General features: G+C 67.4%; 18 protein-coding genes, 1 tRNA gene and 2 pseudogenes. 15 read left to right on the top strand and 6 right to left on the bottom strand.

Annotated features, from left to right (window positions below; translation table 11 throughout):
• Nucleotides 1-279 (top strand): integrase core domain-containing protein (locus G554_RS0104195; RefSeq protein WP_027586934.1); only part of this gene is annotated, 279 nt, incomplete at its 5' end.
• A 108-nt stretch (nucleotides 280-387) separates the two neighbouring features.
• A pseudogene (locus G554_RS18635) lies at nucleotides 388-762 on the top strand (recombinase family protein); the annotation flags it as partial.
• A gap of 604 nt (nucleotides 763-1,366) precedes the next feature.
• On the opposite strand, the gene G554_RS0104210 reads toward G554_RS18635, so the two are convergent.
• The 3 genes and pseudogenes from G554_RS0104210 to G554_RS14580 form a co-directional block, all read right to left on the bottom strand.
• Nucleotides 1,367-1,439 (bottom strand) — tRNA-Ala (locus G554_RS0104210).
• 119 nt (nucleotides 1,440-1,558) lie between these two features.
• On the bottom strand, nucleotides 1,559-2,809 hold the full coding sequence (locus tag G554_RS0104215; RefSeq protein WP_027586936.1) for a M16 family metallopeptidase: 1,251 nt from the start codon (nucleotides 2,807-2,809) through the stop codon (nucleotides 1,559-1,561).
• Between the two features lie 368 nt (nucleotides 2,810-3,177).
• A pseudogene (locus tag G554_RS14580) lies at nucleotides 3,178-4,356 on the bottom strand (M16 family metallopeptidase); the annotation flags it as partial.
• Nucleotides 4,357-4,672: 316 nt separating this feature from the next.
• Between G554_RS14580 and G554_RS0104225 the strand changes: the two are divergent.
• The 5 genes from G554_RS0104225 to G554_RS14595 all read left to right on the top strand — a co-directional run bounded on the left by G554_RS0104225 (nucleotide 4,673) and on the right by G554_RS14595 (nucleotide 11,785).
• On the top strand, nucleotides 4,673-5,092 hold the full coding sequence (locus tag G554_RS0104225) for a DUF5318 family protein (protein ID WP_027586937.1): 420 nt from the start codon (nucleotides 4,673-4,675) through the stop codon (nucleotides 5,090-5,092).
• A complete protein-coding gene (locus tag G554_RS14585) occupies nucleotides 5,085-7,451 on the top strand; it encodes a transglycosylase domain-containing protein (protein ID WP_084648303.1) in 2,367 nt (788 codons plus the stop codon). The genes G554_RS0104225 and G554_RS14585 overlap by 8 nt, the downstream gene beginning before the upstream one ends.
• A 96-nt stretch (nucleotides 7,452-7,547) precedes the next feature.
• Entirely contained in the window at nucleotides 7,548-9,026 is a 1,479-nt protein-coding gene (locus G554_RS14590) for a hypothetical protein (RefSeq protein ID WP_051232406.1), read from the top strand.
• 59 nt (nucleotides 9,027-9,085) lie between these two features.
• Nucleotides 9,086-10,231, top strand: a complete 1,146-nt coding sequence (locus G554_RS0104240) for a mannosyltransferase family protein (protein ID WP_051232408.1) — start codon at nucleotides 9,086-9,088, stop codon at nucleotides 10,229-10,231.
• 96 nt (nucleotides 10,232-10,327) lie between these two features.
• On the top strand, nucleotides 10,328-11,785 hold the full coding sequence (locus G554_RS14595) for an O-antigen ligase family protein (RefSeq protein WP_161626461.1): 1,458 nt from the start codon (nucleotides 10,328-10,330) through the stop codon (nucleotides 11,783-11,785).
• Here the strand turns inward: G554_RS14595 and G554_RS0104250 are convergent.
• The gene (locus tag G554_RS0104250) at nucleotides 11,734-13,005 is read right to left on the bottom strand and encodes a glycosyltransferase (RefSeq protein ID WP_036924596.1); all 1,272 of its coding nucleotides are present in this window, start codon (nucleotides 13,003-13,005) and stop codon (nucleotides 11,734-11,736) included. The two genes, G554_RS14595 and G554_RS0104250, sit on opposite strands and share 52 nt — an antisense overlap.
• Before the next feature lie 205 nt (nucleotides 13,006-13,210).
• Between G554_RS0104250 and G554_RS0104255 the strand changes: the two genes are divergently transcribed.
• A complete protein-coding gene (locus tag G554_RS0104255) occupies nucleotides 13,211-14,377 on the top strand; it encodes a glycosyltransferase (RefSeq protein WP_027586940.1) in 1,167 nt (388 codons plus the stop codon).
• A gap of 180 nt (nucleotides 14,378-14,557) precedes the next feature.
• Nucleotides 14,558-15,820 (top strand): O-antigen ligase family protein, encoded by a 1,263-nt coding sequence (locus G554_RS14600; RefSeq protein WP_245569942.1) that lies wholly within the window; start codon nucleotides 14,558-14,560, stop codon nucleotides 15,818-15,820.
• Here G554_RS14600 and G554_RS17555 read toward each other — a convergent pair.
• Complete coding sequence (locus tag G554_RS17555; RefSeq protein ID WP_154654169.1) at nucleotides 15,725-16,450, bottom strand: YveK family protein; 726 nt, start codon at nucleotides 16,448-16,450, stop codon at nucleotides 15,725-15,727. The two genes, G554_RS14600 and G554_RS17555, sit on opposite strands and share 96 nt — an antisense overlap.
• 370 nt (nucleotides 16,451-16,820) lie before the next feature.
• Between G554_RS17555 and G554_RS0104265 the strand changes: the two genes are divergently transcribed.
• The 4 genes from G554_RS0104265 to G554_RS0104280 all read left to right on the top strand — a co-directional run bounded on the left by G554_RS0104265 (nucleotide 16,821) and on the right by G554_RS0104280 (nucleotide 21,282).
• Nucleotides 16,821-17,432 carry an acyltransferase gene (locus G554_RS0104265; protein ID WP_027586941.1) on the top strand — a complete coding sequence of 204 codons (612 nt, stop codon included), beginning with the start codon at nucleotides 16,821-16,823 and terminating at the stop codon, nucleotides 17,430-17,432.
• Between the two features lie 145 nt (nucleotides 17,433-17,577).
• Nucleotides 17,578-18,690, top strand: coding sequence for a DegT/DnrJ/EryC1/StrS family aminotransferase (locus tag G554_RS0104270; protein WP_027586942.1), 1,113 nt, complete (start codon nucleotides 17,578-17,580; stop codon nucleotides 18,688-18,690).
• Between the two features lies 1 nt (nucleotide 18,691).
• Nucleotides 18,692-19,684, top strand: coding sequence for a Gfo/Idh/MocA family protein (locus tag G554_RS0104275; protein WP_027586943.1), 993 nt, complete (start codon nucleotides 18,692-18,694; stop codon nucleotides 19,682-19,684).
• Between the two features lie 176 nt (nucleotides 19,685-19,860).
• Nucleotides 19,861-21,282 carry an O-antigen ligase family protein gene (locus G554_RS0104280; RefSeq protein WP_027586944.1) on the top strand — a complete coding sequence of 474 codons (1,422 nt, stop codon included), beginning with the start codon at nucleotides 19,861-19,863 and terminating at the stop codon, nucleotides 21,280-21,282.
• Between the two features lie 159 nt (nucleotides 21,283-21,441).
• On the opposite strand, the gene G554_RS0104285 is transcribed toward G554_RS0104280, so the two are convergent.
• Entirely contained in the window at nucleotides 21,442-21,699 is a 258-nt protein-coding gene (locus tag G554_RS0104285) for an HPr family phosphocarrier protein (RefSeq protein ID WP_027586945.1), read from the bottom strand.
• Nucleotides 21,700-22,019: 320 nt separating this feature from the next.
• Between G554_RS0104285 and G554_RS0104290 the strand changes: the two genes are divergently transcribed.
• Complete coding sequence (locus G554_RS0104290) at nucleotides 22,020-22,802, top strand: amino acid ABC transporter ATP-binding protein (RefSeq protein ID WP_051232414.1); 783 nt, start codon at nucleotides 22,020-22,022, stop codon at nucleotides 22,800-22,802.
• Between the two features lie 109 nt (nucleotides 22,803-22,911).
• The gene (locus G554_RS0104295; protein WP_027586947.1) at nucleotides 22,912-23,760 is read left to right on the top strand and encodes a glutamate ABC transporter substrate-binding protein; all 849 of its coding nucleotides are present in this window, start codon (nucleotides 22,912-22,914) and stop codon (nucleotides 23,758-23,760) included.
• The last annotated feature ends 73 nt before the right edge of the window (nucleotides 23,761-23,833 follow it).

Consider the following 23,833-nt stretch of genomic DNA (forward strand, 5'->3'; position numbering starts at 1 on the left):
TCGAAGGAATTCACCGAGCTGCTCGAGTCCTATGATATCAGACTGTCCGTGGGGAGGACGGGACTGTGCTGGGATAATGCGTGGGCGGAGTCGTTCAATGCGACGTTGAAGAACGAGAGGGTGCACCGGGTAATCTATCGGACCAAGGATGAGGCGGTCCGGGATATTGTGCGGTGGATCGAGCTCAGGTATAATCAGAAACGTCTTCACTCGTCGTTGGGGTATCGGACCCCTAATGAGATTGAGGCGGAGTACAGGGAATCACGTCAGGTGGCCTGAAACCAAGTGTTTGGGCGTGTCCGAGAAACGGCAAGCAGTCCAGTCGACCCCGAGCGTGCGCCGCTGATCCGGTGGGCGTTCGAGCATTATGCCGAGGGTGAGACCTCGGTGACCGGGCTGCTGCGCGACCTCACCGCACGCGGCTTGGTCACGGTGCCGACGCCGAAGCGCCCGAGCAAGCCGCTGGGGAAGAACACGCTCTACAAGCTGCTGACGAACCCGTACTACGCCGGGCTGATCCGGTACAAGGGCGCCCTGTATCCCGGTGCGCACGAGCCCATCGTGGAAGCGGCGCTGTTCGATCAGGTGCAGTCGCTACTGAAAGCGCGGACCGCGAAGCAGACCCGGCATGTGCAGCACGCCCATCACCTCAAAGGCCTGTTGTACTGCGGCACCTGCGGGTCGCGGATGCTCCTCGACTTCGCCACCAACCCGCGCGGCACCACCTACGCCTACTTCGTCTGCTCCGGCCGCGCCGCCAAGAAGACGAGCTGCACGAGGCGGGCGGTTCCGGTCGCGGTCGCGGAACGTCTCGTCGCGGACTCCTACGCCTCCATCACGATCAGCGACGACACCTACCGCGACCTCGCCAAGCGGGTGGACGCGGCGTTCGACAAGCGCATGGCGGGCCGCGACCAGGAGATCGCCGACCTCATGGCGAACCGGGCCAAGTTGGAGTCGGAGAGCGACAAGCTGCTGGCCGCGCACTTCGCCGACGCGATTGACCTGCCGACCTTGAAGCGGCATCAAGACCGCATCCGGGCGGGCCTGTCCGACGTGAACCAGCGCCTTGCCGAGCACGATGAGCACCACACCGGCGGACGCGCGTTCCTGCACGACTCGCTGCGGCTGCTCACCGACGCGCACCGTGCCTACGCTCGTTCAGGTGATGCCGACCGGCGGCTGGCGAACCAGGCGTTCTACACCCGCCTCGACATCACCGATGACGAGCAACTACGTCCGCGCCTGGCCGAGCCGTTCGCCACCATCATCCGCGAGAGCAAGACCCCCAGCGACGAGGGAGAGGAACCCTTACGGGAACACACCACATCTTTCGATGTCGCGTGTTCCCGTAAGACACTTTGGGTGGAGCATAGGGGATTCGAACCCCTGACCTACTGCTTGCAAAGCAGCCGCGCTACCAACTGCGCCAATGCCCCTCATAGGCCGAACGGACGTGCTGGCATCTCAGCCGACGAACGAATCGACCATGACAGTGTACGCGAACCGGGCCGGCTCAGGGAAAACAGGCCGGTCGGCGGTCCTGCGGGGTCGGCGATCAGCCCAGCAGTTCCGACGGTGAGATGACCTCCACCATGAATCCGGCCTCCTCGAGGGCCGGTCCCAGCGTCGCGGCGGGCCCGGCGATCCCCACTCGCCATGCCGAGGCCGGCAGCAGTTCGTGCCATGCCCGGTTCGCCCGGTCGACGGTCACTGCCGCGGTGTCGGCCATCAACTGGTCGACCCATTCCCCGGTCAGGCCAGCCATCTCCAGGGTGGTCACCTGGCTGGCGACCGCGCCGGCGGTGTCGTACTGCAACGGTGCCACCCCTACCGCATGGTTGCGGGCATCGCGCGCCTCCGCCTCCTCCAGAGGCGCCGATGCGGGGTCCACCAGGTCCAGGGCCGTCCGCACGGCCTGTGCCGCGACCTCGGCGCGAAACGCCCCGCCGACCGTCACCAGTCCGCCGTCGCGCAGCGCGCGGGCCGTCGCCGAGACACCGTAGGACCAGCCCTTCTGCTCCCGCAGCACCGTGTTGAGACGTGAACCGAAGGTGCCGCCAAGGACCAGGCAGGCCACTTTGAGCGCGGCCCATCTCGGGTCCTGGCGGCCGGGCACCCGGGTCTGGATCCGGACATCGGCCTGAACCGCGTCCGGCCGGTCGACCAGCAGCACCCCGGTCGGACCGTCGGTGCCGAGCTGGTCCCACCGCACCTTCCCCGCCTCGCCCGCGCGAGCACCGGTCCACCGCGAGAAGGCGCCGAGATCCACCTGGTCGACGCCGTCACCGGCCAGTACGATGACGCCGCCGACGGGCAGCCAGGTGGCGTCACGGAAGGCCCGCACGTCGTCGGGGGTGATGGCGTCCAGGGTGGTGGCGGTGCCGCCGATCGGCCGCGACGCGCGGGCACCCAGCGGCCAGACCTCGCGGGAGACCGCCAGTCCCGCCAGGCTCGGACCGTTCTGGGCCGCCTGGGCCAGCTGCGCCCTCGCCTGGGCCATCTGGCGCAGCACATCGGCATCTGCCAGGGCCGATGAGGTGATGATCTCGGCGAGCAGCTCCAGTGCCTGATCCAGGTGCCGGCGCGGGACCTCGATGCTGACACTGCTGGAGGTCAGGCCGCAGGCCCCGTCGTAGCTGGCGCCGATGGACTCGATGGCCTCCGCCAGCTCGGCCCCCGGATGCTTTTGGGTGCCCTCGTCGCTGCTGGTGAGGACCAGACTCGCCACCCCCAGTTGGGTCGGTTCCTCGGCCGTCAGGGGCACATCGAGCCCCAGTTCGACAGTGACCACCTGCTGGCCGGGGATCGGCACCCGCACCACCCGAAGCCCGGAGTCCAGCTGCTCGTGGTGGGAGTCGGGGAAGGTCCACGGCGAGGCGGCCGAGACCTCCGGGCGCGGGTTCAACGGCGCAGTCTTCTCACTCATCGCGACTCCTTGCTCAGCTCAGCGGCCCCATCGGTGCTCTGGTCGACGTCGATCTCCTGCTCCAGCTCCGCCCCGGGATCGTTCCCCGGAACCCTGACGACGCCTTGCTCGCCGGATCCCGCGCCGTCCTCGAGCCGTCGGTAGACCAGAACCGAGGCGCTGTCGGGGTCCAGCCACCTGGCGGCTGCCCGCGTCACCTCGTCGGCCCCCACCCGGGCGATCCGGTCCAGGTAGCTGTTGACCTGGTCCGCCGACCCCATGATCGTCTCGTAGTAGTTGATCGCGTCCGCCCGGTCGTCGGCGGTGGCCAGCTCCAGCAGCCAGTCGCGTTCGGCCTGGGCGTGGATCCGCGCCATCTCGGTGGCGGTCGGGCCCTCGGCGGCCAGCTTCCGCAGGGCATCCGAGATCTCCTCGATGACCCGGTCCTCGGAGGCCCCCGGCTTCAGTTGGGCGACCACCGCCCCGGCCGATCGCCCCCTCGACAGCCCCAGGTCGTAGCCGGAGACCCCCTCGGTCAGTTCGAGATCGCGCACCAGACGACGGATCAGCCGGGAGGCCATCCCGGTCTGGAGCACCGACATGGCGTCCTCCAGGCTCAGCTCCTCCGGATCGGTGGCCGCCGGGGTGGGCCAGGTCATCGTGATCGTGGTGCGCGGCACGTCGCGCTCCAGCACCAGATGTGAGGAGGCCGGAATCCCGAGGTTCGACGGCCTCCGGTCGGTCGGCGGGAGGGGTCCCTCACCGGCCGGAACCGCCCCCAGATACCGGTCGGCCAGCATCAGCGCCTGATCGGCGTCCACGCATCCGGCGATCACCAGGCAGGCGTTGCCCGGCCGGTACCACTGGCGGTGGAAGGACACGACGTCGTCCAGGGATGCGGCGTCCAGGTCGGGAACCGACCCGATCGTGGTGTGGGCATAGGGGTGGGCGCCGGGCAGATCCGATGGCCCGAACTGCTGGCTGAGCAGCTGGGCGAGCATGTCGCCGTAGGGAACGTTGTCGTAGCGCTGACGCTTCTCCTCCTTGACCACCTCGCGCTGGATGTCCAGGTTCTCGGCAGTCACCGCCAGGTGGGCCAACCTCTCGGACTCCAGCCACAGAGCCAGGTCCAGGGCGCCGGCCGGGACCGTCTCGAAGAAGTTGGTGCGGTCGAAGCTGGTCGTGGCATTGGCGGTACCGCCCACCGACTCGACGGTGGCCAGGTGCTCGCCGGAGGCGATGCCGCTGGTCGTGCCGGAGAACATCAGGTGCTCGAAGAGGTGGGCGAAGCCGAAATGGCCCGCCGTCTCGTCGGCCGAGCCGACCCGGAACCAGATGTTGACCGCCACTGCCGGGCAGGTCATGTCGGAGTTGACGACCACCCGCATCCCATTGTCGAGGGTCCTCGCTGTCAACGTGATGGGCGCGCTCTCCAGGTCTGCAGGCATGAGGCCGAGGGTAGCGGGTGGGCGCAGGACGGCGCTGGACTGTACGGCGGGACTGTTCTGCGGAGCGGCCGGGTGACCCGCAGGGTGGGCTCCGGGGGTCGTCCGCGTCGTCCAGCTGGTGGGTCCAGCCTCCGCTCTTCCCACGTTCGTCCTCAAATATGGCGTTCGTCCTGGAATTCCAGGACGAACGCCATATTTGAGGACGAACGTCGATGGGGAGGGGGCAAGGGGGCCGGAAGGTGGCCAGTGGAGGTGTTAAAGGGGGCCGGGGAAGCGTTTCGGGACGCCGTTCGCCGGGCGCCGTAGTCTGGACGCCATGAAAACGCAGCGAGAAGTGGTCTCCCACGCGCTGCAGCGCCGTCGGGCACTGGAGGCGCTGCGCCGTCCGCAGGTCGACCTCAATGCACCGGCCAGTTGCGACGCCGACCCGATGCTGGTGCGTGCCGCTCTGCACCACGGCGAGGAGATGGACACCCCCTGCCCGGTCTGCGAGTCCCCCCGGCTGACCCTGCTGCGCTACACCTATGGCGGCCAACTGGGCCAGTTCTCCGGGCGCATCCGCAGCGCCGAGGAGCTCGAGGAGATGGAGAGTCAGTTCGGCGAGTTCCGGGTCTACGAGGTCGAGGTCTGCCCCGACTGCCTGTGGAATCACATCCTGACCCACTACATTCTGGGGGACGGACGCCGACGCCGGCGGCCGCGCCACCAAGAGACCGTGGAGGACATATATGGCTGAGCCGCACCGCAAGGGCAAGGCCGGCACACCGCGCCACGCGGCCGCCTCGGAGAGCGGATCGGGGCGCCACGGTTCCGGCCACAGCTCTGGCAGGCACGGCTCATCCAAGGGTCGCTCGGGAAAGCAGCACTCCCGGGTCAGGACCTTCTTCAAGCGGTTCTTCTTCACCCTGCTGGTGATCTTCCTGGTGCTGGTCCTGGTGGTCGGCGTGGCCGTCATCATCTTCTACAACAGGACGAGCCTTCCCGATCCCAACAAGGATTTCCAGACCAACACCTCCTTCGTCTACTTCAACGACTCCAAGACGAAGATGGGCTCCTTCTCGATCCAGAACCGTCAGACGATCTCCTTCAACCAGATGCCCACCTCCATCAAGGACGCCGTCATCTCCGCGGAGAACCGGACCTTCTGGGAGGACGGCGGGATCTCGGTCCCGGGCATCGCCAGGGCGATCATCTCCATCTCGAACGGCGGTGAGATCCAGGGCGGGTCGACCATCACCCAGCAGTACATCAAGGTGCTCTACCTCACCCAGGATCGCACCATGCAGCGCAAGTTCCGAGAGCTGGTGCTGGCGGTGAAGATGGGCAAGGAGGTGTCCAAGCAGGACATCCTGGCCGGCTATCTCAACACCATCTACTTCGGCCGTGGCGCCTACGGCATCCAGGCCGCGTCGAAGGCGTACTTCAACGTCGACGCCGGGCAGCTCACCATCCAGCAGTCGGCGGTGCTGGCCTCGGTCATCAACAACCCCAGCCTCTTCGACCCCTCCAATGGGGTTTCCAGCCGGAACCGGCTGCTGGACCGGTACCGCTACGTGCTGGACGGCATGCTGGAGGCCGGAAACATCACCCAGGCCCAGCACGACGAGTACTCCCGGGCGCTGCCGACCTTCCCCGATGTCCCCATCAACAATCGCTGGGGAGGCACCAACGGCTACCTGCTGAAGATGGTCGAGCAGGAGCTGCTGGACCAGGGCTTCACCGAGTCCCAGATCAATGGCGGTGGACTGAAGATCACCACCACCTTCGACCCGACCGCCCAGCGGGCCGCCGTCCAGACCGGCCAGCGCTTCCAGATGACCGCCGGAGCCAATGCCGGCCAGACCAAGGCCAAGCAGCTGCATGCCGCGATCGCCTCGGTCGACGCCACCACCGGCGGTGTCATCGCCTTGTACGGCGGCAACAACGACTACGTCGAGAACACCCGCAACTGGGCGACGACGGCCCGCCCGGCGGCGTCCACCTTCAAGACCTATGCTGCGATCGCCGGGATGCGCGACGGGTTCAGCCTGCGCTCCAGCCTCGACGGCGACACCTTCACCCCCAAGGGTGACAAGGTGCCGATCCACAACGAGTTCAGCGAGGAGTACGGCACCGTCACCCTCCAGAAGGCCATCGAGGACTCCATCAACACCGCCTTCGTCGACATGGTCTCCCAGATGGACGACGGCCCCTCCCAGGTGGTCAAGGCTGCCAATGACGCCGGGGTCCCCAAGGGTCAGGGATGGGATCTCAACAATCGCATCCCGCTCGGCGTCGCCGAGGTCAGTCCGCTGCAGCAGGCGGCCGGCTACGCCACCCTGGCCAACGAGGGCAAGGAGGCGAGCCCGCATGTCGTCGCCAAGGTGACCGATCTGTCCGGAAAGACCATCTACACCGCCAAGACGCCGACCAAGCAGGCGATCGAGAAGGACATCTCCCACGACGTCACCTACGCCCTGGAGAATGTGGTCACCCAGGGCACCGGCACCGCCGTCTCTGATCTGGGCTTCCCGGTGGCCGGCAAGACCGGTACCAATGGCGTCGGCGACAACATCACCTCGGCCTGGTTCGTCGCCTTCACCCGGCAGATCTCCACCGCCGTGATGTTCGTGGCCGGGGCTACCGGCAATGAGGACCTCGACCCCTACGCGGCTGCGGGGGACGCCACCTTCTTCGGCGGCACCTACCCGGCCCAGACCTGGGCGGCGTACATGAGTGTGGCGATGTCGGGCAAGACGGCCCAGGACTTCCCCGAGCCGGACTGGGTCAACCTGTCGGGCCACCACTACGGCTCCGGCGGGCGCCAGACCGTCTCCCAGCCGACGACGACCTCCAGTTCCTACCGGCCGCCGGCGACCTCCTCGAGTGCGGCGCCCGCCAGCACCGCGCCGACCCAGCCGACCTCCACCGCGCCGGCGAGTCCCACCACGACCCGTCCGACCAGCGAGCAGACGACCACCCGCCCCACCAGGACCACCCAACCCGAGCCCACCCGCACCTCCACCGAGGCCGGCAGGGAACAGACCGGCGGCCAGGGTGAGGGCGAGGGTGGTGCCACCCGCGAGCCGAGCGGCGAGTCCAGCGGCGGCAGGTAGCCTGTGCCCGTGAGCCTTCCCCCCCGCGTCGCAGTACCCGAGCGTCACCGCTCGCTGGTCTCCCGGTGGGGTCTCGACCGCCGGATCGGTGGACCGATGGGACGCCACGCCTGGCCGCGCGGGCGGTTCTTCGACCCCGCTTCCTGGGCGGTCCTCACCGCCACGGTGGTCTGGCTGCTGGCCATCTACCGGATGACGCCGTGCGTCCAGCACGACGTCACCAAGGCCGTCGACCCCTATCAGCGACTGTGCTACTCCGACATCCCGGTGATCTTCCAGAGCTCGGGGATGGGCAGAGGGGGGTCCCTGCTGCGAGAGGTCGGGATCGAGCAGAGCCCGCTGGTGATCGCCGTGATGGCGCTGTGCCGCTGGGTGGTCAGGCTGTTCGGCGCCGATGTCGGGCCGACGGCGTCCCCCCAACAGGTTCTGGACACCGCGAATGCCTATTGGGGAGTCGCCCAGATCCTGCTCTTCGCGGCCTTCCTGGGGATCGTGGTCGCCACCATGCTGATGGGTCGCGGCTCCGATGCCGGGATCGCGGTGACGGCCTCGGGACGGCTGGACTCCCCCCAACGGCGCAGCTGGGATGTCTTCTGGGTGGCCGCCAGTCCCGGCATCTACCTGGCCGGTCTGGTCGACTTCACCCTGGTGCCGGTGTGCCTGGTGATGTTCTCGATGCTGGCCTGGACCAGGCGTCGTCCGGTGCTGGCCGGGGTCCTGATGGGGCTGGCCTGTGCCGGCAGCCTGCAGTCGGCTCTGGTGGCCTTCGCAGTGGTGGTGCTGTGTCTGCGCGCCACCAAGCTCACCGAGCTCGGACGGTATCTGATGGCGACGATCGGGGTGCTGGTGGCCTGCCACCTGGTGGTCCTCCTGATCAGCCCCACCAACTGGGGCCGGATGTTCCACACCGCATTCTGGGCCGGCACCGGGCTGGGCACCGTCTGGTACATCGTCAAGGACTCCACCGGCTCGATCGTGCCCTGGGTGGGGTGGATCGCCGCCGTGCTCACTGCGGCCGGTCTCATCGCGCTGGCATGGTTCTCGCTGTCGATCCCGCGGCGTCCCCGGGTCTCGCAGGTGGCCTGCCTGGCGGTGATCGTGTTCTTCCTCACCGCGAAGGTCTATTCCCCGCAGTTCGTGCTGCTGCTCATCCCGCTGTGCGTGCTGGCCCGGCCCGACTGGCGCGACTGGACCGTCATCACGGTCACCGAGTCGCTGTACTTCTGTGCGGTGTGGGCCCATCTGGGCGGCCTGTCGCTGCCCGGCGGATCTGAGGCCGACGTCGTCTACTGGGCGGCGATCGTGCTGCGGCTGGCAGGGCTGGCCTGGTTCGGCTGGGGAGTGATCGACGACATGAGACGGCCCTGGGTGGATGCCGTGAGGTCCGGGTTCACCGATGACCCGACCGGTGGGGTGCTCGACCATGCCCCCGACGGCCAGGATGAGGTGACGCCGTCGGGGCTGGCCGACGCCGACGATGCCCGGGTCGAGTCCGAGGACGCCGAGACCGAGTCCGAGTCCGACTTCGACGCCGCGGCCGACGACCGCCAGCCGCATCCCGGGACACCGAGGTGACTGCACGCGGTGCATCCCGCGCTGCCCGCTCGTCCCGCCGTGCGCAGATCCGCCCGACGATGCCGGCCGACGATCTTGGGCTGGTCCTCAGGACCTGGCTGGGCAGCCGGGCGCTGCTGGCCGGCGTCCTGGTCGTGGTGGCGCTGACCAGGTACGGGTTCACCGCGGCGATCTCGAACTGGGACGTCCAGCACTTCATGACCATTACCCGCAACGGCTACGCCGATTCGCTGGAGATGGCCTTCTTCCCGGGACTTCCGTTGGTGATGCGGGCCGGTGCCCTGGTGGGCATACCGATGCCGGTGACGGGTGCGGTGCTGGCGCTGATCTGCTCCCTGCTGGCGGCCCTGGCGTTGTACCGGATCGGTGGGACGGTGCCCGCCTGCCTGTGGCTGATCGCCCCGACCGCGGTGTTCACCACTGTCGGGTACACCGAGGCGCCGTTCTGCGCGGCGGCCTTCTGGGCCTGGGAGCGGGCCCGGGCGGGAAAGTGGTGGCCGGCCGCCGGGCTGGCTGCGTTGGCCTGCACCCTGCGGGTCTCGGGGCTGTTCCTGGTGGGGGCGCTGGCGGTGATGGCGGTGCTGGGGGATGGCCAGTGGCGAGACGGTCGGGCCGGAATGGCAACTCGGCCGGTCGACCGCAGGCCGGCGGCGATCGCCGCCCGGCTGGCCACCCTGGTGCTGCCGCTGGCGGTGCTGGCGGCCTATGTGACCTATCTGCATCGGCTGACCGGCTCGTGGACCGCCTGGTTCCAGGCCCAGGACAGGGGCTGGGGACGTGGCTTCAGCACCCCGTTGGAGTCCTGGCGCAATACCGTGCCCGCGACCCGGGCCGCCACCTGGCAGTCGGTCTACGGGGCCGACGCCGGCATCGTGGCGCTGGTCTTCCGGCTGGAGATCCTGGCCATCGCCGCCGGGTGCGCGGTGACGCTGTACTGCCTTGTCAGGAGGCGGTGGGCCTCGGCCTCCTGGGTGGGGATCCAGGTGCTCGCCTTCTCGATCGGGCACTGGTTCATGAGCGTCAACCGGGCTGTGCTGCTGTGGTTCCCGCTGTTCATCGCGATCGGGGAACTCACCCGTGGCCCGTCACGACCGGTGGGGCTCAAGCTCTTCTGGCGGTGGCTGGTGCTGATCGCGGTGGTCATCGACCTGGCTGTAATGGTGTGGTGGGGGTGGCTGTTCTACGCCGGGAAGTGGTCCAGCTGAGAGTCGGCTGGCGGTGCAGGCGAGAGGGGCTCGGCCGGTGGTGGACGCCCGTGCGGTGGCATGATCGGGGTGCCCGAGAAGAGGTGGTGGAGCGACATGGCGGCAGCAGATTCCGGCGGGGCCCGGGTCGAAGGTGACGAGGTGGATGTCGCCGACGGCCCTGCTGGGCTCGCTGATGCGGCGCTACCCGGGAGCGGGATCGTGCCCGCCGAGGAGCGTGGCAGAGGCCGACTCCAGCGGATCCGCGACACCGCCGCCGACTGGCGAGGCTGGCTCCCGGTGGCCGGTCTCACCGTCCTGCTGGTCATCGAGACCTTCTTCGATCTGAGGAGGGCACCCACCTCCAGCCCCTGGCTGTGGAACAGCTACCTCTTCGTCTACCTGGCAGGCGCCCTGATCTGCCTGGTGCTGTGGCCGCGTCCGGCCACAAGGCTCTCCAGATCCGGGATCGCCGTCGCCGGGGTCGGTGCGGCCCTGATGGCCTACGCCCTCATCTCGGCCGCCGTGACCCCCAGGCCCTACGTCTCCTACACCGTCATCCCCCGGGCCTACCTCACCGTCCCGATCCTCACCGCGATGGCCACGTTGCTGGCCGCCTGGGCCCTCATCCGCGTCCTGCCGCCGGCCCCCCTGCACCGGATCCTGTGGTGGCCGGCCGCCGCCACCATCGTCTGCAGCTTCCTGCAGTGGCCCCGCTCGGCAGCCGTCCACGAGTCGGCCCGGCTGGCAACCGGGATGGGCGGCTCGGCGGTCATCCATGTCCCCCTTCTGCTGGCCGCCGGAGTCACCCTGTCGGCTGCGCTGGCCGGCTGGCGGCGCTGGTGGAGTCTCGGACTCACCGCCCTCGGCGCCCTGGCGGTGGTGCTCACCGGTTCCCGGGCCGGAGTGATCTGCCTGCTGCTGGCCGGAGTCGTCATCGCCCTTCAGTGGCTGCGCAGCCGCAGGGCCTGGATCGGGGCTGCCGCCGTCCTCGTCATCGCGGCGATCCTGGTCATTGCCGTGCCGGTTCTGCACCGGCTGTTCAACCCCACCGACGAGTTGCGCGCCAAGAACCTCGACACCGCCCTGAAGTTCTGGTCGAGCGCCCCCACGCACATCCTCATCGGTGTCGGTTCGGGTCGGCTGTGGCCGTGGTACGCCTTCGACTCCCATCTACTGTGGACGCCGTGGCGGGGGATGGTGACCAGTCACTGGGGCCCGGCCCTCAACAGCGCCCACTCGACCTTCCTCCAGGTTCTGGTCGAGCTCGGGCTGGCTGGCTGCCTGCTGCTGGCGCCGGTGGTCATCATCCCGGTGGTGGTGCTGATCCGGCGGCTCGGCGCGGCGCGCCGACAGGCTCAACCCGATCCCGACGATGTCTGCCTCATCGTCCTGGTCGCCACCATCGGCGCCTTCCTGCTGGACACCTACCTGCTCAAGAACTACGGCGCGAGCCTGTGGTGGTGGCTGGTCGCGCTGGGTGCTCTCAGACGTCGGCCCACGTCCTCCGACCGGTCCGAGACTCAGTCCTGCGACTCCTCAGCTCCCAGCACCTCGGCGCAGAACGCCGGGTAGACCTTCGCCTGGTCGAAGCCGGCCGCCCAGACCTGGCGGGACGCCGCGCAGGCGGCCTGGAAGGCATCCGCATCGAGTCCGGCCAGCCAGGCCAGGGCATCGACCGCCTGGGCGTCGGTGAATTCCGCCGGCAGGAGTTTCCCATTCACGCCGTCGTGGACGATCTCGGCGACCCCACCGACGTCGGTCGCCAGAATCGGGATCCCCAGGGCGGCAACCTCCATCATTGAGACCGGCAGGCCCTCGGAGCTCGACAGGTTGATGAAGCAGGACGGGTTCAGTGCTCGCTCGACATCGAGCACCTCGGTGTTGGGGACATGCCCGCGCAGATCGGTCCACTCCCCGACCCCGGCCCGCTCGACGGCCTCGCGAACCGCGTCCATCTGCGGGCCGTCGCCCAGATGGGTCCACACGACGTCGATCCCCCGGCTGCGCAGCCCGGCAAGGATCACCGGCAGTCTGTCCACTCGCTTGACGGGCACCAGATTCGAGCAGCTGACCAGATGGAACGGGCTCCTCGCGCAGACCGCCTGCTCGCCGGGGTCGACCGTGCCCAGATGGCGGGTGTGGATCTTGTCCGCGAAGGCCGGCCACCGCCGTCTCAGCTCGCGGCTGCCCTGCTCGGAGACCGGGTAGACGCCGTCCAGGGCCCCCAGCAGGAGCTTGCGCTCGGGGATGTGGCCGTACTTCGTCTCGCCCTCGTAGAGGTCGTACCGGTGAGCCCGCGACACGATCCGGTCGACGACGACCCCGCGACTGCGCAGGTCGGCGGCCAGCAGCATCGCCAACCGCGCCTGGACGTGAAACCAAAAGGAGTAGATGACGGCGTGCGATCCGGGTGCCAGGCGCAGCCCAGGGAGCTCCGCGGCCAGTGCGTCGGCGATACGGTGGGCATGATTCTCAAACATCGCATCCAGAGCGAGTATCCGGGGGTTCCTGGCCGCGTCGCCACTCAACGCCTCGCGCGGCAGCTGCGAGAGGCCGGGAAGAACCTCCTTCAGCGCGGCGAGGCCGGAAGGAAGAGCACCCCCGGCGGCGATCACCTCGACATTGCTCGGCACTGCTCGGGTTATGACATCCGTCGGACTCGTCTGTGTGGCCACGACGATCACACGGTCGAATGCGTGGGCGAGGTGTCCGATCTCGTTCTCGATGAACTCCTCGCCTGTCGACAGCGGATAGAAGCTGGTGAGGAGGAACAGACTCGTTGCGCTGGGCATGACCACAGACTACTGAGGGCATTGCAGCGAGCTCCCAGGATGTGCCTGTTTACCGATTCGGAGCCGGCCGGACTCGTCCTCAGACGACTGATCAGGGACACTCATGGAGTGGCCGCCCATCGCGCTGTGTCTTGTGGCAGCCATCGCCGGTGGGCGATGTGAGCCACTACGCTTGGCCTCGGATTCGCGGACTCAGAGGAGACCCATGCCTACCAGCAGCCCAGATCGCTCGGCCCAGGAGCATGACCGAGGAGGCAGGTGTATCTATCACCTTCCGTACCCGATCGACATGGCCTCCAAGTTCGGTGGCCAGGTGCGCCCTGCGCGCATGATGGAGGCCCTCAGTCAGTGGGGAGAGGTGTGGTTGGTCGCGGGCACCGCAGCACAGCGGCGTCGGCAGATGCGCCTCGTCAGCGAGGCCATCCGGAGAGGCACGCACTTCGACTTCTGCTATTCCGAGTCCTCGACGATGCCGACTGCGCTCACCGAGCGGCATCACCTACCGACTCATCCTTTCGAGGACTTCGCCTTCCTCGCGCGGGTGCGCAAGGCTGGAATTCCGGTGGGACTGTTCTACCGAGATATTCATTGGAGGTTCCCGCTCTATGGCAAGGGGCTCTCGCCTCTTCGGCGCAAGGCCGCCATCGCGATGTACCGATATGACGTGATGGCCTATGGCCACTGCTTGGACGTCATATTCCTGCCGTCGTTGAAGATGGCGGACTATGTGGATCTGCCCTCCAATGTCCAGCTGGCCGAGTTGCCGCCCGGTCACAACATCGTCGAGGAGCCGAAAGAGGCTCCCGCTCACCCGCTGTCGCTGTTCTATGTTGGAGGATTCGGTGACATATACCGCCTTGACCGCCTTTTCGAGGCGGTGAACCGGGTTCCCGAGGTGCACATGACGGTGTGCACCCGACCCGAGGAGTGGGCTGCCGCAGAGCCACGGCTCAGGCAGTGGGTGGGGGAGAATGTTGAGATTGTGCACGCACTGGGGGCGGAGCAGCTGGCCCCCTATTTTGCTCGATGCAACGTTGCCACTCTTGCCGTCGAGCCGCAGCCGTACTGGACCTTCGCGGCTCCGTTGAAGCTCTACGAGTACATCGGAAACGGCAAGCCCATGCTCGCCTCCGAGGGCACCCTTGCCGGGCAGCGAGTGGCTGATGGTGGTCTGGGGTGGACGGTGCCGTGCACCACCGATGCCCTGGCAGGGAAACTGAAGGAGCTCTCCGACCATCCGGAAGAGGTGGGTCGAGCCCGGAAGACGGTGATGGAGGTACGGGACTCTCACAGCTGGAGGGGACGGGTGAGGCAGCTTGCCCAGGTTCTGGCCGATGTTGACCGGCGCCAGGGGTCGCACACTGGGAACTAGTCTGGGGGCGCGGGACCGCCCGCGGTTCATGACGACGGGAGTGCAATGGGGACCCTTGCAGGATCCACTGGGCAGAGCACGGCAAAGCGTGCTTCGGCCCCCTCAGCGGTGGGGAGCGGCGTCCGACCGGTTCCGGATCGAAGCTGGGCACCTGGCATGGTCTTGGCCGTCGTGGCCGCCATGCTGGTGATGCGGTTGCCCCTGAGCTTCATTCTGCTGCTGGTGGTGCCATGGTTCATGGTGTTCGTGGGCGTGGCCCGGAGCCGTTCAGGGCCAACCTGCCCACCGGTGGTCATTCTCCTGTCGTGGTGCCTGATCGGGTCCGCGTTGAGCGTGTTGCTCCTGCATCGGGACTCGTTGATCAGCACAAGCAACAATGCCGCCATCACGGTTGCCGTGATCGGCTTTGCCTGGGTGATGTATCGGTGTCAACGTCCTGAGCTGGCGGCACGGCGCACCCTGGAAGGGCTGTACTGGGGCGCGTTTGCAGTGTGGCTGATGGGCATCGGAGAGATGGTCACGGGCATCAAGCTGCTGCCCATCCTGTATCCGGGCGCCAACACGGTCGGCGCCGTCTCCACCAGCCGATTTGTGGTGAGCGCCACCTATCCGAACTACAACGACTTCTGTGTGGTCCTCGCCATGCTGTTCACCGGTGTGCTGGCCCGGATCTGGTTCCAGCCGGTGCGGGGGGTGCGCAACGCTGGCCGCTGGTTCGTGCTGCTCACCACTGCGTTCATGGTGACCTACATGGGATCGCGGGGAGCGCTGCTCGGCTGTGTGGCAGCCTTCGCGCTGCTCGCAATCCTCAATATCCGTCGGCTGCACCGTGCTGCGTTGGGAGTAAGGGCTGCGGTGCTGGGTGGATCGCTCTGCGTCGTGTCGGTAGTGGCGCTGCTCAGCAGCTCCTACATTCAGGACAACTCGACTGCGAAGCGCGGCGTCATCCTCGGGAACGCGCTCGCGATGTTGATGGGAAGTCCCGGGAACGCCCTGCTCGGTTACGGGTCATTGGTCGACTATCAAGAAGCGGCAGCCAGCGCCTACGGAGGCATCCTGATGGATCCGCACAACGTGTTGCTCGAGTTCTGGTTGCGGTACGGCATTCTCGCCCTGGTGTTGTTCATCGCGATGTGGTTGTGGGTGTTGGTCCGCGGCTATCTTCCCCGCTCTCCCATGGTGAACTGGCAGACAGCCTTTGGCTTGGTGGTCGTGGTCCTTGTACCTGTTCTGGGGGTGGTTCCGTCATCGACGCTGCGATATCACGTCACTTGGCTTTATCTGTTGGCGGTCGGGCTCCTGGTCGAGGTTGGCCAGCACCGGAGACGCCAGTCACCACCGTTCAGCTCAACTGGACTGTCGACGGCGGGAGTTCCGCAGCTCGAGGGCGGCCATTGTGAGCAGGCCGACGACGATCCCAGCGATCCCGGCGACAGCCGGTGACTTCAACAGCTTTCCATCTGTGCTGCGAGCGACTCCGGTGGGCGATGGGTTCGCCGGCGACGGAAATGCGGGCTGGACGACTGTGAAGGTGGGCCTGCCGGCGCCGGAGACCACCGGTGGCAGGAGCCGGCCAGAGTCGTTCACGAACGCCGCTGCGTAGGCGTTGGCCCGCTGTTCGGCCTGCTTCTGATCGGTACCGAGAGCGTAGAAGGCGATGATCTGGCCGCCGCCCCAGTACATCGAGAGCGCGTTGGAAAGCGTCTCGGTGGTGGTTCCGTCGTTGAGGATCTTTGCTGTGTCGGCCAACAGTGTGGCTGAGCTCTCAACAGCCACGTAGCTGTTGATCAGGCGGTCCGACGAAGCAGCCAGCAACTGCGCCTGAGCCTCGTTCGTCGGCGCTGGCATGGTGACCATCACATGAGTTCGCGCCCACACCGAGCCCACTGAGTCCGAACCGCTGGCAAGGCCTGCACCGAACAGGGCACCTGCGACGACGACCGCCGTGATGATGCCCGCCAGCCAGTGATGCGCGAGCCTCTTGAGGTATCCCAGCAGATCAACGGGTTCGGGCTCACCAGAGACATCGGTCTGGGCGGTCACAGGGTCTTCGGACGGAGTCGGGTTGCTCACGATCCTGAATGCTACACAGCGGCGTCGCGGTGGACGCCGCGCGTGGGCTCGGTTGTCCGCCCGCTCCGAGTGCGCCACATGGTCCCCTCGATGCAGGAGCCTGACGCCGCCGGCGTCGGCGCATCGCCGGGCCACCCGGGGCGGTCCGGTGCGCACGCGCGGTACCACGTCGCCCGCGGGCCCACACAGCCCCCGGGAACCTCTCGCAACCGGAATGCGGGGGTGTTGTTGGCCTCGGCGTCCGGCCGGGGACCGCACTGATGGCCTGCCGATGGCCCGCCGAATGACAGACGCGCGCCCTGCTGAGATGAAACGGGGGTCGTAATGAGTAGGCTGAGCACGTGACTCAGCACTCCAGAAGGGTGGATTCATGACGAAACCGCGGATCATTCCCACCGCCGATCTTGACGATGGTGTGACGATCGGCGACGGTTCGTCGATCTGGCACCTCTCCCAGGTGCGCTCCGGCGCGGTACTCGGCGAGAACGTCGTCGTCGGACGTGGCGCCTACATCGGCGAGGGGGTGCATGTCGGCGACAACTGCAAGATCCAGAACTACGCGCTGGTCTACGAACCCGCGTACCTGGAGGACGGCGTCTTCATCGGGCCTGCCGTGGTCCTCACCAATGACCACTTCCCGCGGGCCTGCAACCCCGACGGCAGCGTCAAGAGTGCCGACGACTGGGAGCCGGTCGGCGTCACCCTCAAGCACGGCTGCTCGGTCGGTGCCCGCAGCGTCTGCGTCGCCCCGGTGACGATCGGGGAGTGGGCCACGGTGGCGGCCGGTTCGGTGGTCGTCAAGGACGTCCAGCCCTATGCCCTGGTGGCCGGCGTCCCGGCCCGCCGGATCAAGTGGGTCGGTCGCTCCGGATTCCCGCTGGATCCCGAGGGTGATCACAACTGGGTCGACACCCGCACCGGCGACCATTTCGTCGAGGACCCCGCCACCGACACCCTCAGCCTGGTGTCCGAAGGTCGATGACCTCACGGGGCCGCCGACGGTTCCTGGTCGACTCAGAGCGACTGCCACCGCTGGCGCAGCACCCCGCACAACTCAATCCGAGCGCAGGCCCAGGCCACCGCGCAGGACGTCATTTCACACAGCGTCATTCACACAAGGAGCTCACGTGAGCAACGAATTCATTCCCCCGGCCAAGCCGATCATCGGCGAGGATGAGCGCAAGGCCGTCGATGCCGTGCTGGCCTCCGGGCAGGTCGCCCAGGGACCGCAGGTGCACGCCTTCGAGGAGGAGTTCTCCGCCCAGGTCGTCGACGGCGTCCACGCAGTGGCCGTCAACTCCGGCACCTCGGCCCTGCACATCGGGCTGCTGGCCTCCGGCGTCGGCCCCGGCGACGAGGTCATCGTGCCCTCCTTCACCTTTGCCGCCACCGGCAACTCGGTGGCCCTGGCCAATGCCAGGCCGGTCTTCGCCGACGTCGACCCGGCCACCTTCACCCTCGACCCGGCCTCGGTGGAGGCCTCGATCACCGAGCACACCGTCGGCATCCTGCCGGTGCACCTGTACGGTCTGCCGGCCAACATGCCGGCCCTCAAGAAGATCGCCGACAAGCACGGTCTGGTGCTCTTCGAGGACTGTGCCCAGGCCCACGCCGCCGCCATCGACGGCAAGCACGTCGGCACCTTCGGTACTTTCGGCGCCTTCTCCTTCTACCCGACCAAGAACATGACCGCCGGCGAGGGCGGCATGATCACCACCTCGGATCCCGAGGTCGCCCGCAAGGCCGCGATGATCCGCAACCAGGGCATGGAGAAGCGCTACGCCAACGAGCTCATCGGGCTCAACAACCGGCTCACCGACATCAACGCGGCCATCGGCCGGGTGCAGCTCACCAAGCTGGCCGGCTGGACCAGGACCCGCCAGGCCAACGCGGCCTTCCTGAGCGCCAACATCACCGAGGCCGTCACCCCCTTCGTCCCCGAGGGTTACACCCACGTGTACCACCAGTACACGATCCGTCTGGAGGGGGCCACCGGCGAGCAGCGCGACCGCTTCACCCAGGCCCTCAAGGACGAGTACAACGTCGGATCGGGCGTCTACTACCCGATCCCGAACCACCGCCTGCCCTCGCTGGCGCCCTTCGCCCCCGGCCTCGATCTGCCGAACACCGAGAAGGTCGCCTCCGAGTGCGTCTCCCTGCCGGTCCACCCCTCGCTGTCCCAGGCCGACCTGGAGCGCATCGTCGAGGCTGTGAACTCCGCGGCGAAGGCCGGGGCCTGAGATGGCGAACCTGCGCGCCGGCATGGTCGGCATCGGCTCGATGGGCAAGAACCACGTCCGTAACCTGCGGGCCATCGACGGGGTCGACCTGGTCGCGATCGCCGATGCCGCCGGCAAGGATCCCTACGGCGTCGCCGGAGACCTTCCGGTGCTGCCCGATGTGGAGGACGTCATCAAGGCCGGCGTCGACTACTGTGTGGTCGCCGCCCCCACCAAGTTCCACGAGGAGATCGGCCTGAAGCTGGCCGAGGCCGGCGTCAGCGCTCTTATTGAGAAGCCCCTGGCATACGACACCGCTGCGGCGAGGCGTCTGGCCGATGCCTTCAGCAGCCGGGGGCTGGTGGGTGCCGTCGGTCATATCGAGCGTTACAACCCGGCCCTCCAGTCGCTGCGCAAGCGCCTGGAGAACGGCGACCTGGGAGATCTGTACCAGATCGCCACCCGCCGTCAGGGCCCTTTCCCGGCCCGGATCGCCGACGTCGGTGTGGTGAAGGATCTTGCCAGCCACGACATCGACCTCACCAGCTGGGTCACCCAGCGGGACTTCGAATGGGTCGCGGCCCGCACCATGTTCAAGACCGGACGTCAGTACGAGGACATGGTCTCGGCCACCTGCTCGCTGTCGGGCGGGCTGATGAGCAACCACCTGGTCAACTGGCTGACGCCGACCAAGGAGCGCCGCACCTACGTCACCGGTGAGAAGGGGATGTTCGTGGCCGACACCCTGACCGCCGACCTCACCTTCTACGCCAACGCCAATGTGGCCACCGTGTGGGACGACATCGCGAACTTCCGCGGGGTCGCCGAGGGTGATGTCACCCGGTTCGCGATCCCCAAGCCGGAGCCGCTGCGCACCGAGCACGAGAACTTCCGGGACGCCGTGCTGGGCAAGCCCTCCGACATCGTGACGATGGAGCAGGGCGCCAAGGTGGTGCAGGTCTGCGAGGCGATGATCCACTCGGCGGCCACCAACGAGTTCGTCAGGATCGACTGAGTCCTGAGTCTGTTCCAGTGGTGCTCGGGAGCCACCGTGAGGGGGCTCCCGAGCACCACTGCATGAGGGTGCCGGCGAGTCGGTCCCGCTAGGATGGGGCCATCACGAACTCTCAGCGATCAGGGCATCCGGAGGCAGTAGTGCGCTCTGGGAGCCTCCGGCGACTCGCCACATGGATGTGGGCCGAATTTCTGGGCCACCCGGTCAGCTGGCTGGCCGAGCTGGTGCTGGCGGTCCTCATCGTCACCTGCACCTTCGTCACCACTGAACGAGGGATGGCCGGGGATCGGCGCTACCCGATCATGCTGGGGCTGCTGATCGGCGCGGTCGTCGTCTGCCTGATGCTGTGGCTGCTGGACTGGTGGCTGCACCGGCTGCTGCCGGCGCCCGCCCAGCCCGGGGATCCGTCCCGCCCGGGGACGGGCAGCAGTCCCGATTCGGGCGGCGACCCGGTCGACTCGAGGAGCCGGATGGGTGGCGTCGGCTCCGACCGAGCCGCGCTGCGGGCCGCACTCATCGTGGCCGTGCCCTTCCTCGCAATGCTGGTGTGGGCGGCGTGCACGATCGGCTGGCATGAGCACTATGTGCTGGCCGGACGGGTCGCCTCCAGGATGACCCGCGTCGACGTGCCCACCCCGGCCCTGGTCGTGCCATTGGTCGAGGCGGCCCTGGCGCTGCTGACCGCCACCTTGCTGGTGCTGCTGATCGGGCGCCCCAGGTTGGCCGACGCACTGTGGCGCGCGTGTCTGGTGTTCGCCGTCGTCACACCCGTCGACCTGGTTCGAGAGTTCCTGTGGGAACCGAAGGTGGGATGGCGTCTGGCCACCCGATTCGGGGGCGCGGCGATCTATCACACGGCGCTCATCCTGGGGATCGGGATCGCCGCGGACGGGATCCGCCGGGGATTCCACAAGGTGCTGTCCTGGTTGATCGTGGCCAGTTGTGTCGTGGCCCTGGTCGTCAGCGGATCACGGGCCGGGTTCATCGACATCGGCCTGCTCTGTGTGGCGCTGCTGATCTGGGGCCGGCCGGCCCGGATCGAGACGCGGTTCAGACACCTGCTGAAGGGAGTCATCGGCTTCCTGGTGGCCGCCGTGGCCGTGGTGTGGATGGGCCAGCTGCGCGGCGTCGGCCTGGTCGATCACGGCAGGACACAGACCTGGCAGGTGGCCTGGCAGAGCATCGCCGACAGCCCGGCCAGCATCCTGTTCGGCAAGGGCTACGGAGTGATGTGGCCGTGGTTCGCCACCGAGAGCGGCCAGGTGCCGGGGGCCTCGCACGCCCTGCGGGTCACCGGGTACGGGGTGAGCCTGCCGCATGCCCACAACACTGTGGTGCAGATCGGCGCTGAGCTGGGGCTGGTCGGCACCGTCCTGGCGCTGGCCAGTCTGGTGGCGGTGGTGGTCTACTGCCTGCACGGTATCGGCGGAGTTCACGGTGCGATGAGCCTGGCCGTGCTGGTGACCTTCCCCGGCCTGGTGCTGGACACCTATCTGGTCAAGAACTTCCCCACCAGCCTGATGTGGTGGACGGTGGCGATATCGGTGGCCGTGCTGATGAGCCGGGAGGAGCCTCCCAGCCCTCCGCCCTCGAGTTGATCCAGTGACTCCTGGTCCTTCCTCGCGTTGATCCAGTAACTCCTCGTTGATCCCGCTACATGAGGATCAACGAGGAGTTACTGGATCAACGCGAGGGGCGGGGACGGGGAAGGTCAGACCAGCGGGACCGCGGGAATGTCAGAGGAGCGGGACCGCGGGTCAGGCGTCCAGGTCCTTGGCGACCAGGGCGGCGATGGTCTCGACGTCCTCCTCCTTGTCACCCTCGACGGTGACATAGTCCCCGGAACCGGCGCCCAGGGTCATGATGAGCAGCACGGAGCGGGCATCGACGGGCGTGTTGCCCTCGGTGGCCAGCGTGACTGTGGAGCCGAGTTTGGCCGCCGCCTGGGAGATGGTGGCGGCAGGGCGGGCATGCAGTCCGACTGAGGAGCCGACTGCGACGATCTTCTTGGCCATGGTGAACCTCTTCTGGTGGTGTGTGGAGTCCGTGGCGACGCCCTCGACGATATCCAACCTCAAGAGTTCCTGACAGCGAGATGCGCCGGCCGGACTGCGCGGCCGCCACACGCCGGCCGGGGGACCGGCACACCGCGCTGTGCACGCCGGCGTCGTGCCCGGGGCAGTCACCTGATGGGCAGAGCCGGCCGGTGGCCGCGGGCAGAGTGACGGCGGTGCGGTGTTACGGCTGCATGACAATGGTCACAGTTGAGTAAGGATCGGCTCACTTCTCGCTCGTTTTCGCGCATCGGCGGCACCGCTCCCATTACCCTCCCACCATGGCAGCATTCCCTCGCGAGGACACCGGGCCTCTGGTGCACGACATCGGCGACACCATTCTCGAGCTCTCCCACGTGGAGAAACACTTCGGAGATCTGCATGTCCTCCAGGACATCAATCTCACCGTCGCCCGGGGCGAGGTGGTGGTGGTGCTGGGCCCCTCCGGATCCGGCAAGTCGACCCTGTGCCGCACCATCAACCGGCTCGAGACGATCGACTCGGGCACCATCACCATCGACGGCACCGAGCTTCCCACCGAGGGGAAGGCGCTGGCCAAGCTGCGCGCCGAGGTGGGCATGGTCTTCCAGTCGTTCAACCTGTTCGCCCACAAGACCATCCTCGAGAACGTCATGCTGGGCCCGGTCAAGGTCCGTCACCGCCCCAAGGCCGAGGCCGAGAGGAAGGCCCGCGAGTTGCTGGAGCGGGTGGGCGTGGCCAACCAGGCGAGCAAGTACCCGGCACAGCTGTCGGGCGGCCAGCAGCAACGTGTTGCGATCGCCCGGTCGCTGGCGATGGACCCCCAGATCATGCTCTTCGACGAGCCGACCTCCGCCCTGGACCCCGAGATGGTCCAGGAGGTGCTCGACGTGATGGTCTCGCTGGCGCGCGGCGGGATGACGATGATCGTCGTCACCCACGAGATGGGATTCGCCCGCAAGGCGGCCAACCGGGTCGTCTTCATGTCCGACGGGATGATCGTCGAGAAGTCCGACCCCGAGACCTTCTTCACCAACCCCACCAGTGACCGGGCCAAGGACTTCCTCGGCAAGATCCTGCACTGATCCCGTCACCGACGACCCCATGACCTCCGACGATCCCGGGGCGCACAACCACAGACGTGCATCTCGGCCGCCGGACTCCTCAACCGACACGACCAGGAAGAAGCACACGATGTCAATGAAGCCCACGCGCAAAGCAGCAGCGGTCGTCCTCGCCGCAGCCCTTGGACTCACCGCGCTCTCCGGCTGCGTCGCCGGCTCAGACAGCGGCTCGTCCACAGGCGACTCCTCAGCCGGAGGCACCGTCAATATCGGCATCAAGTACGACCAGCCCGGCCTGGGCATGAAGGACGGCTCCAGCTTCAAGGGATTCGACGTCGACGTCGCCAACTATGTCGCCAAGCAGCTCGGCTACGACAAGGTGAACTTCGTCGAGACGCCGTCCGCCCAGCGCGAGACGATGATCCAGTCGGGTCAGGTCTCGATGATCTTCGCCACCTACTCGATCACCGATGAGCGCAAGCAGAAGGTCTCCTTCGCCGGACCGTACTTCGTGGCCGGCCAGGATCTGCTGGTCCAGAACAGCAACACCGACATCACCGGACCGGACTCCCTCAACGGCAAGAAGCTCTGCTCGGTGACCGGATCGACCTCGGCCAAGAAGATCCAGGACACCTACGCCTCCAAGGTCGACCTGCAGGAGTACGACACCTATTCCAAGTGTGTCGCCGCGCTGTCGGCCGGCACCATCGACGCGGTGACCACCGATGACATCATCCTCGCCGGATTCGCCAGCCAGCCGCAGTACAAGGGCAAGCTGAAGGTCGTCGGCAAGCCCTTCACCACCGAGAAGTACGGCGTCGGCATCAAGAAGGGCGACACCGCCCTGGCCACCAAGATCAACACGGCCATCCAGAAGATGATCGATGACGGCGCCTGGGAGAAGGCCCTCAAGGACAACGTTCCTGAGTTCTCCTACAACAAGCAGACCAACCCGCCCAAGCCCACCGAAGGTGCGTGACGGCGTCTCGCAGACACAGTCGAGCGCCGCTGAAACCGGCATAACCCGCCCCGCCCGGAGCCATCACGGCCCG

It is taken from the genome of Acidipropionibacterium thoenii DSM 20276 (assembly GCF_000423445.1).
Taxonomy (GTDB): domain Bacteria; phylum Actinomycetota; class Actinomycetes; order Propionibacteriales; family Propionibacteriaceae; genus Acidipropionibacterium; species Acidipropionibacterium thoenii.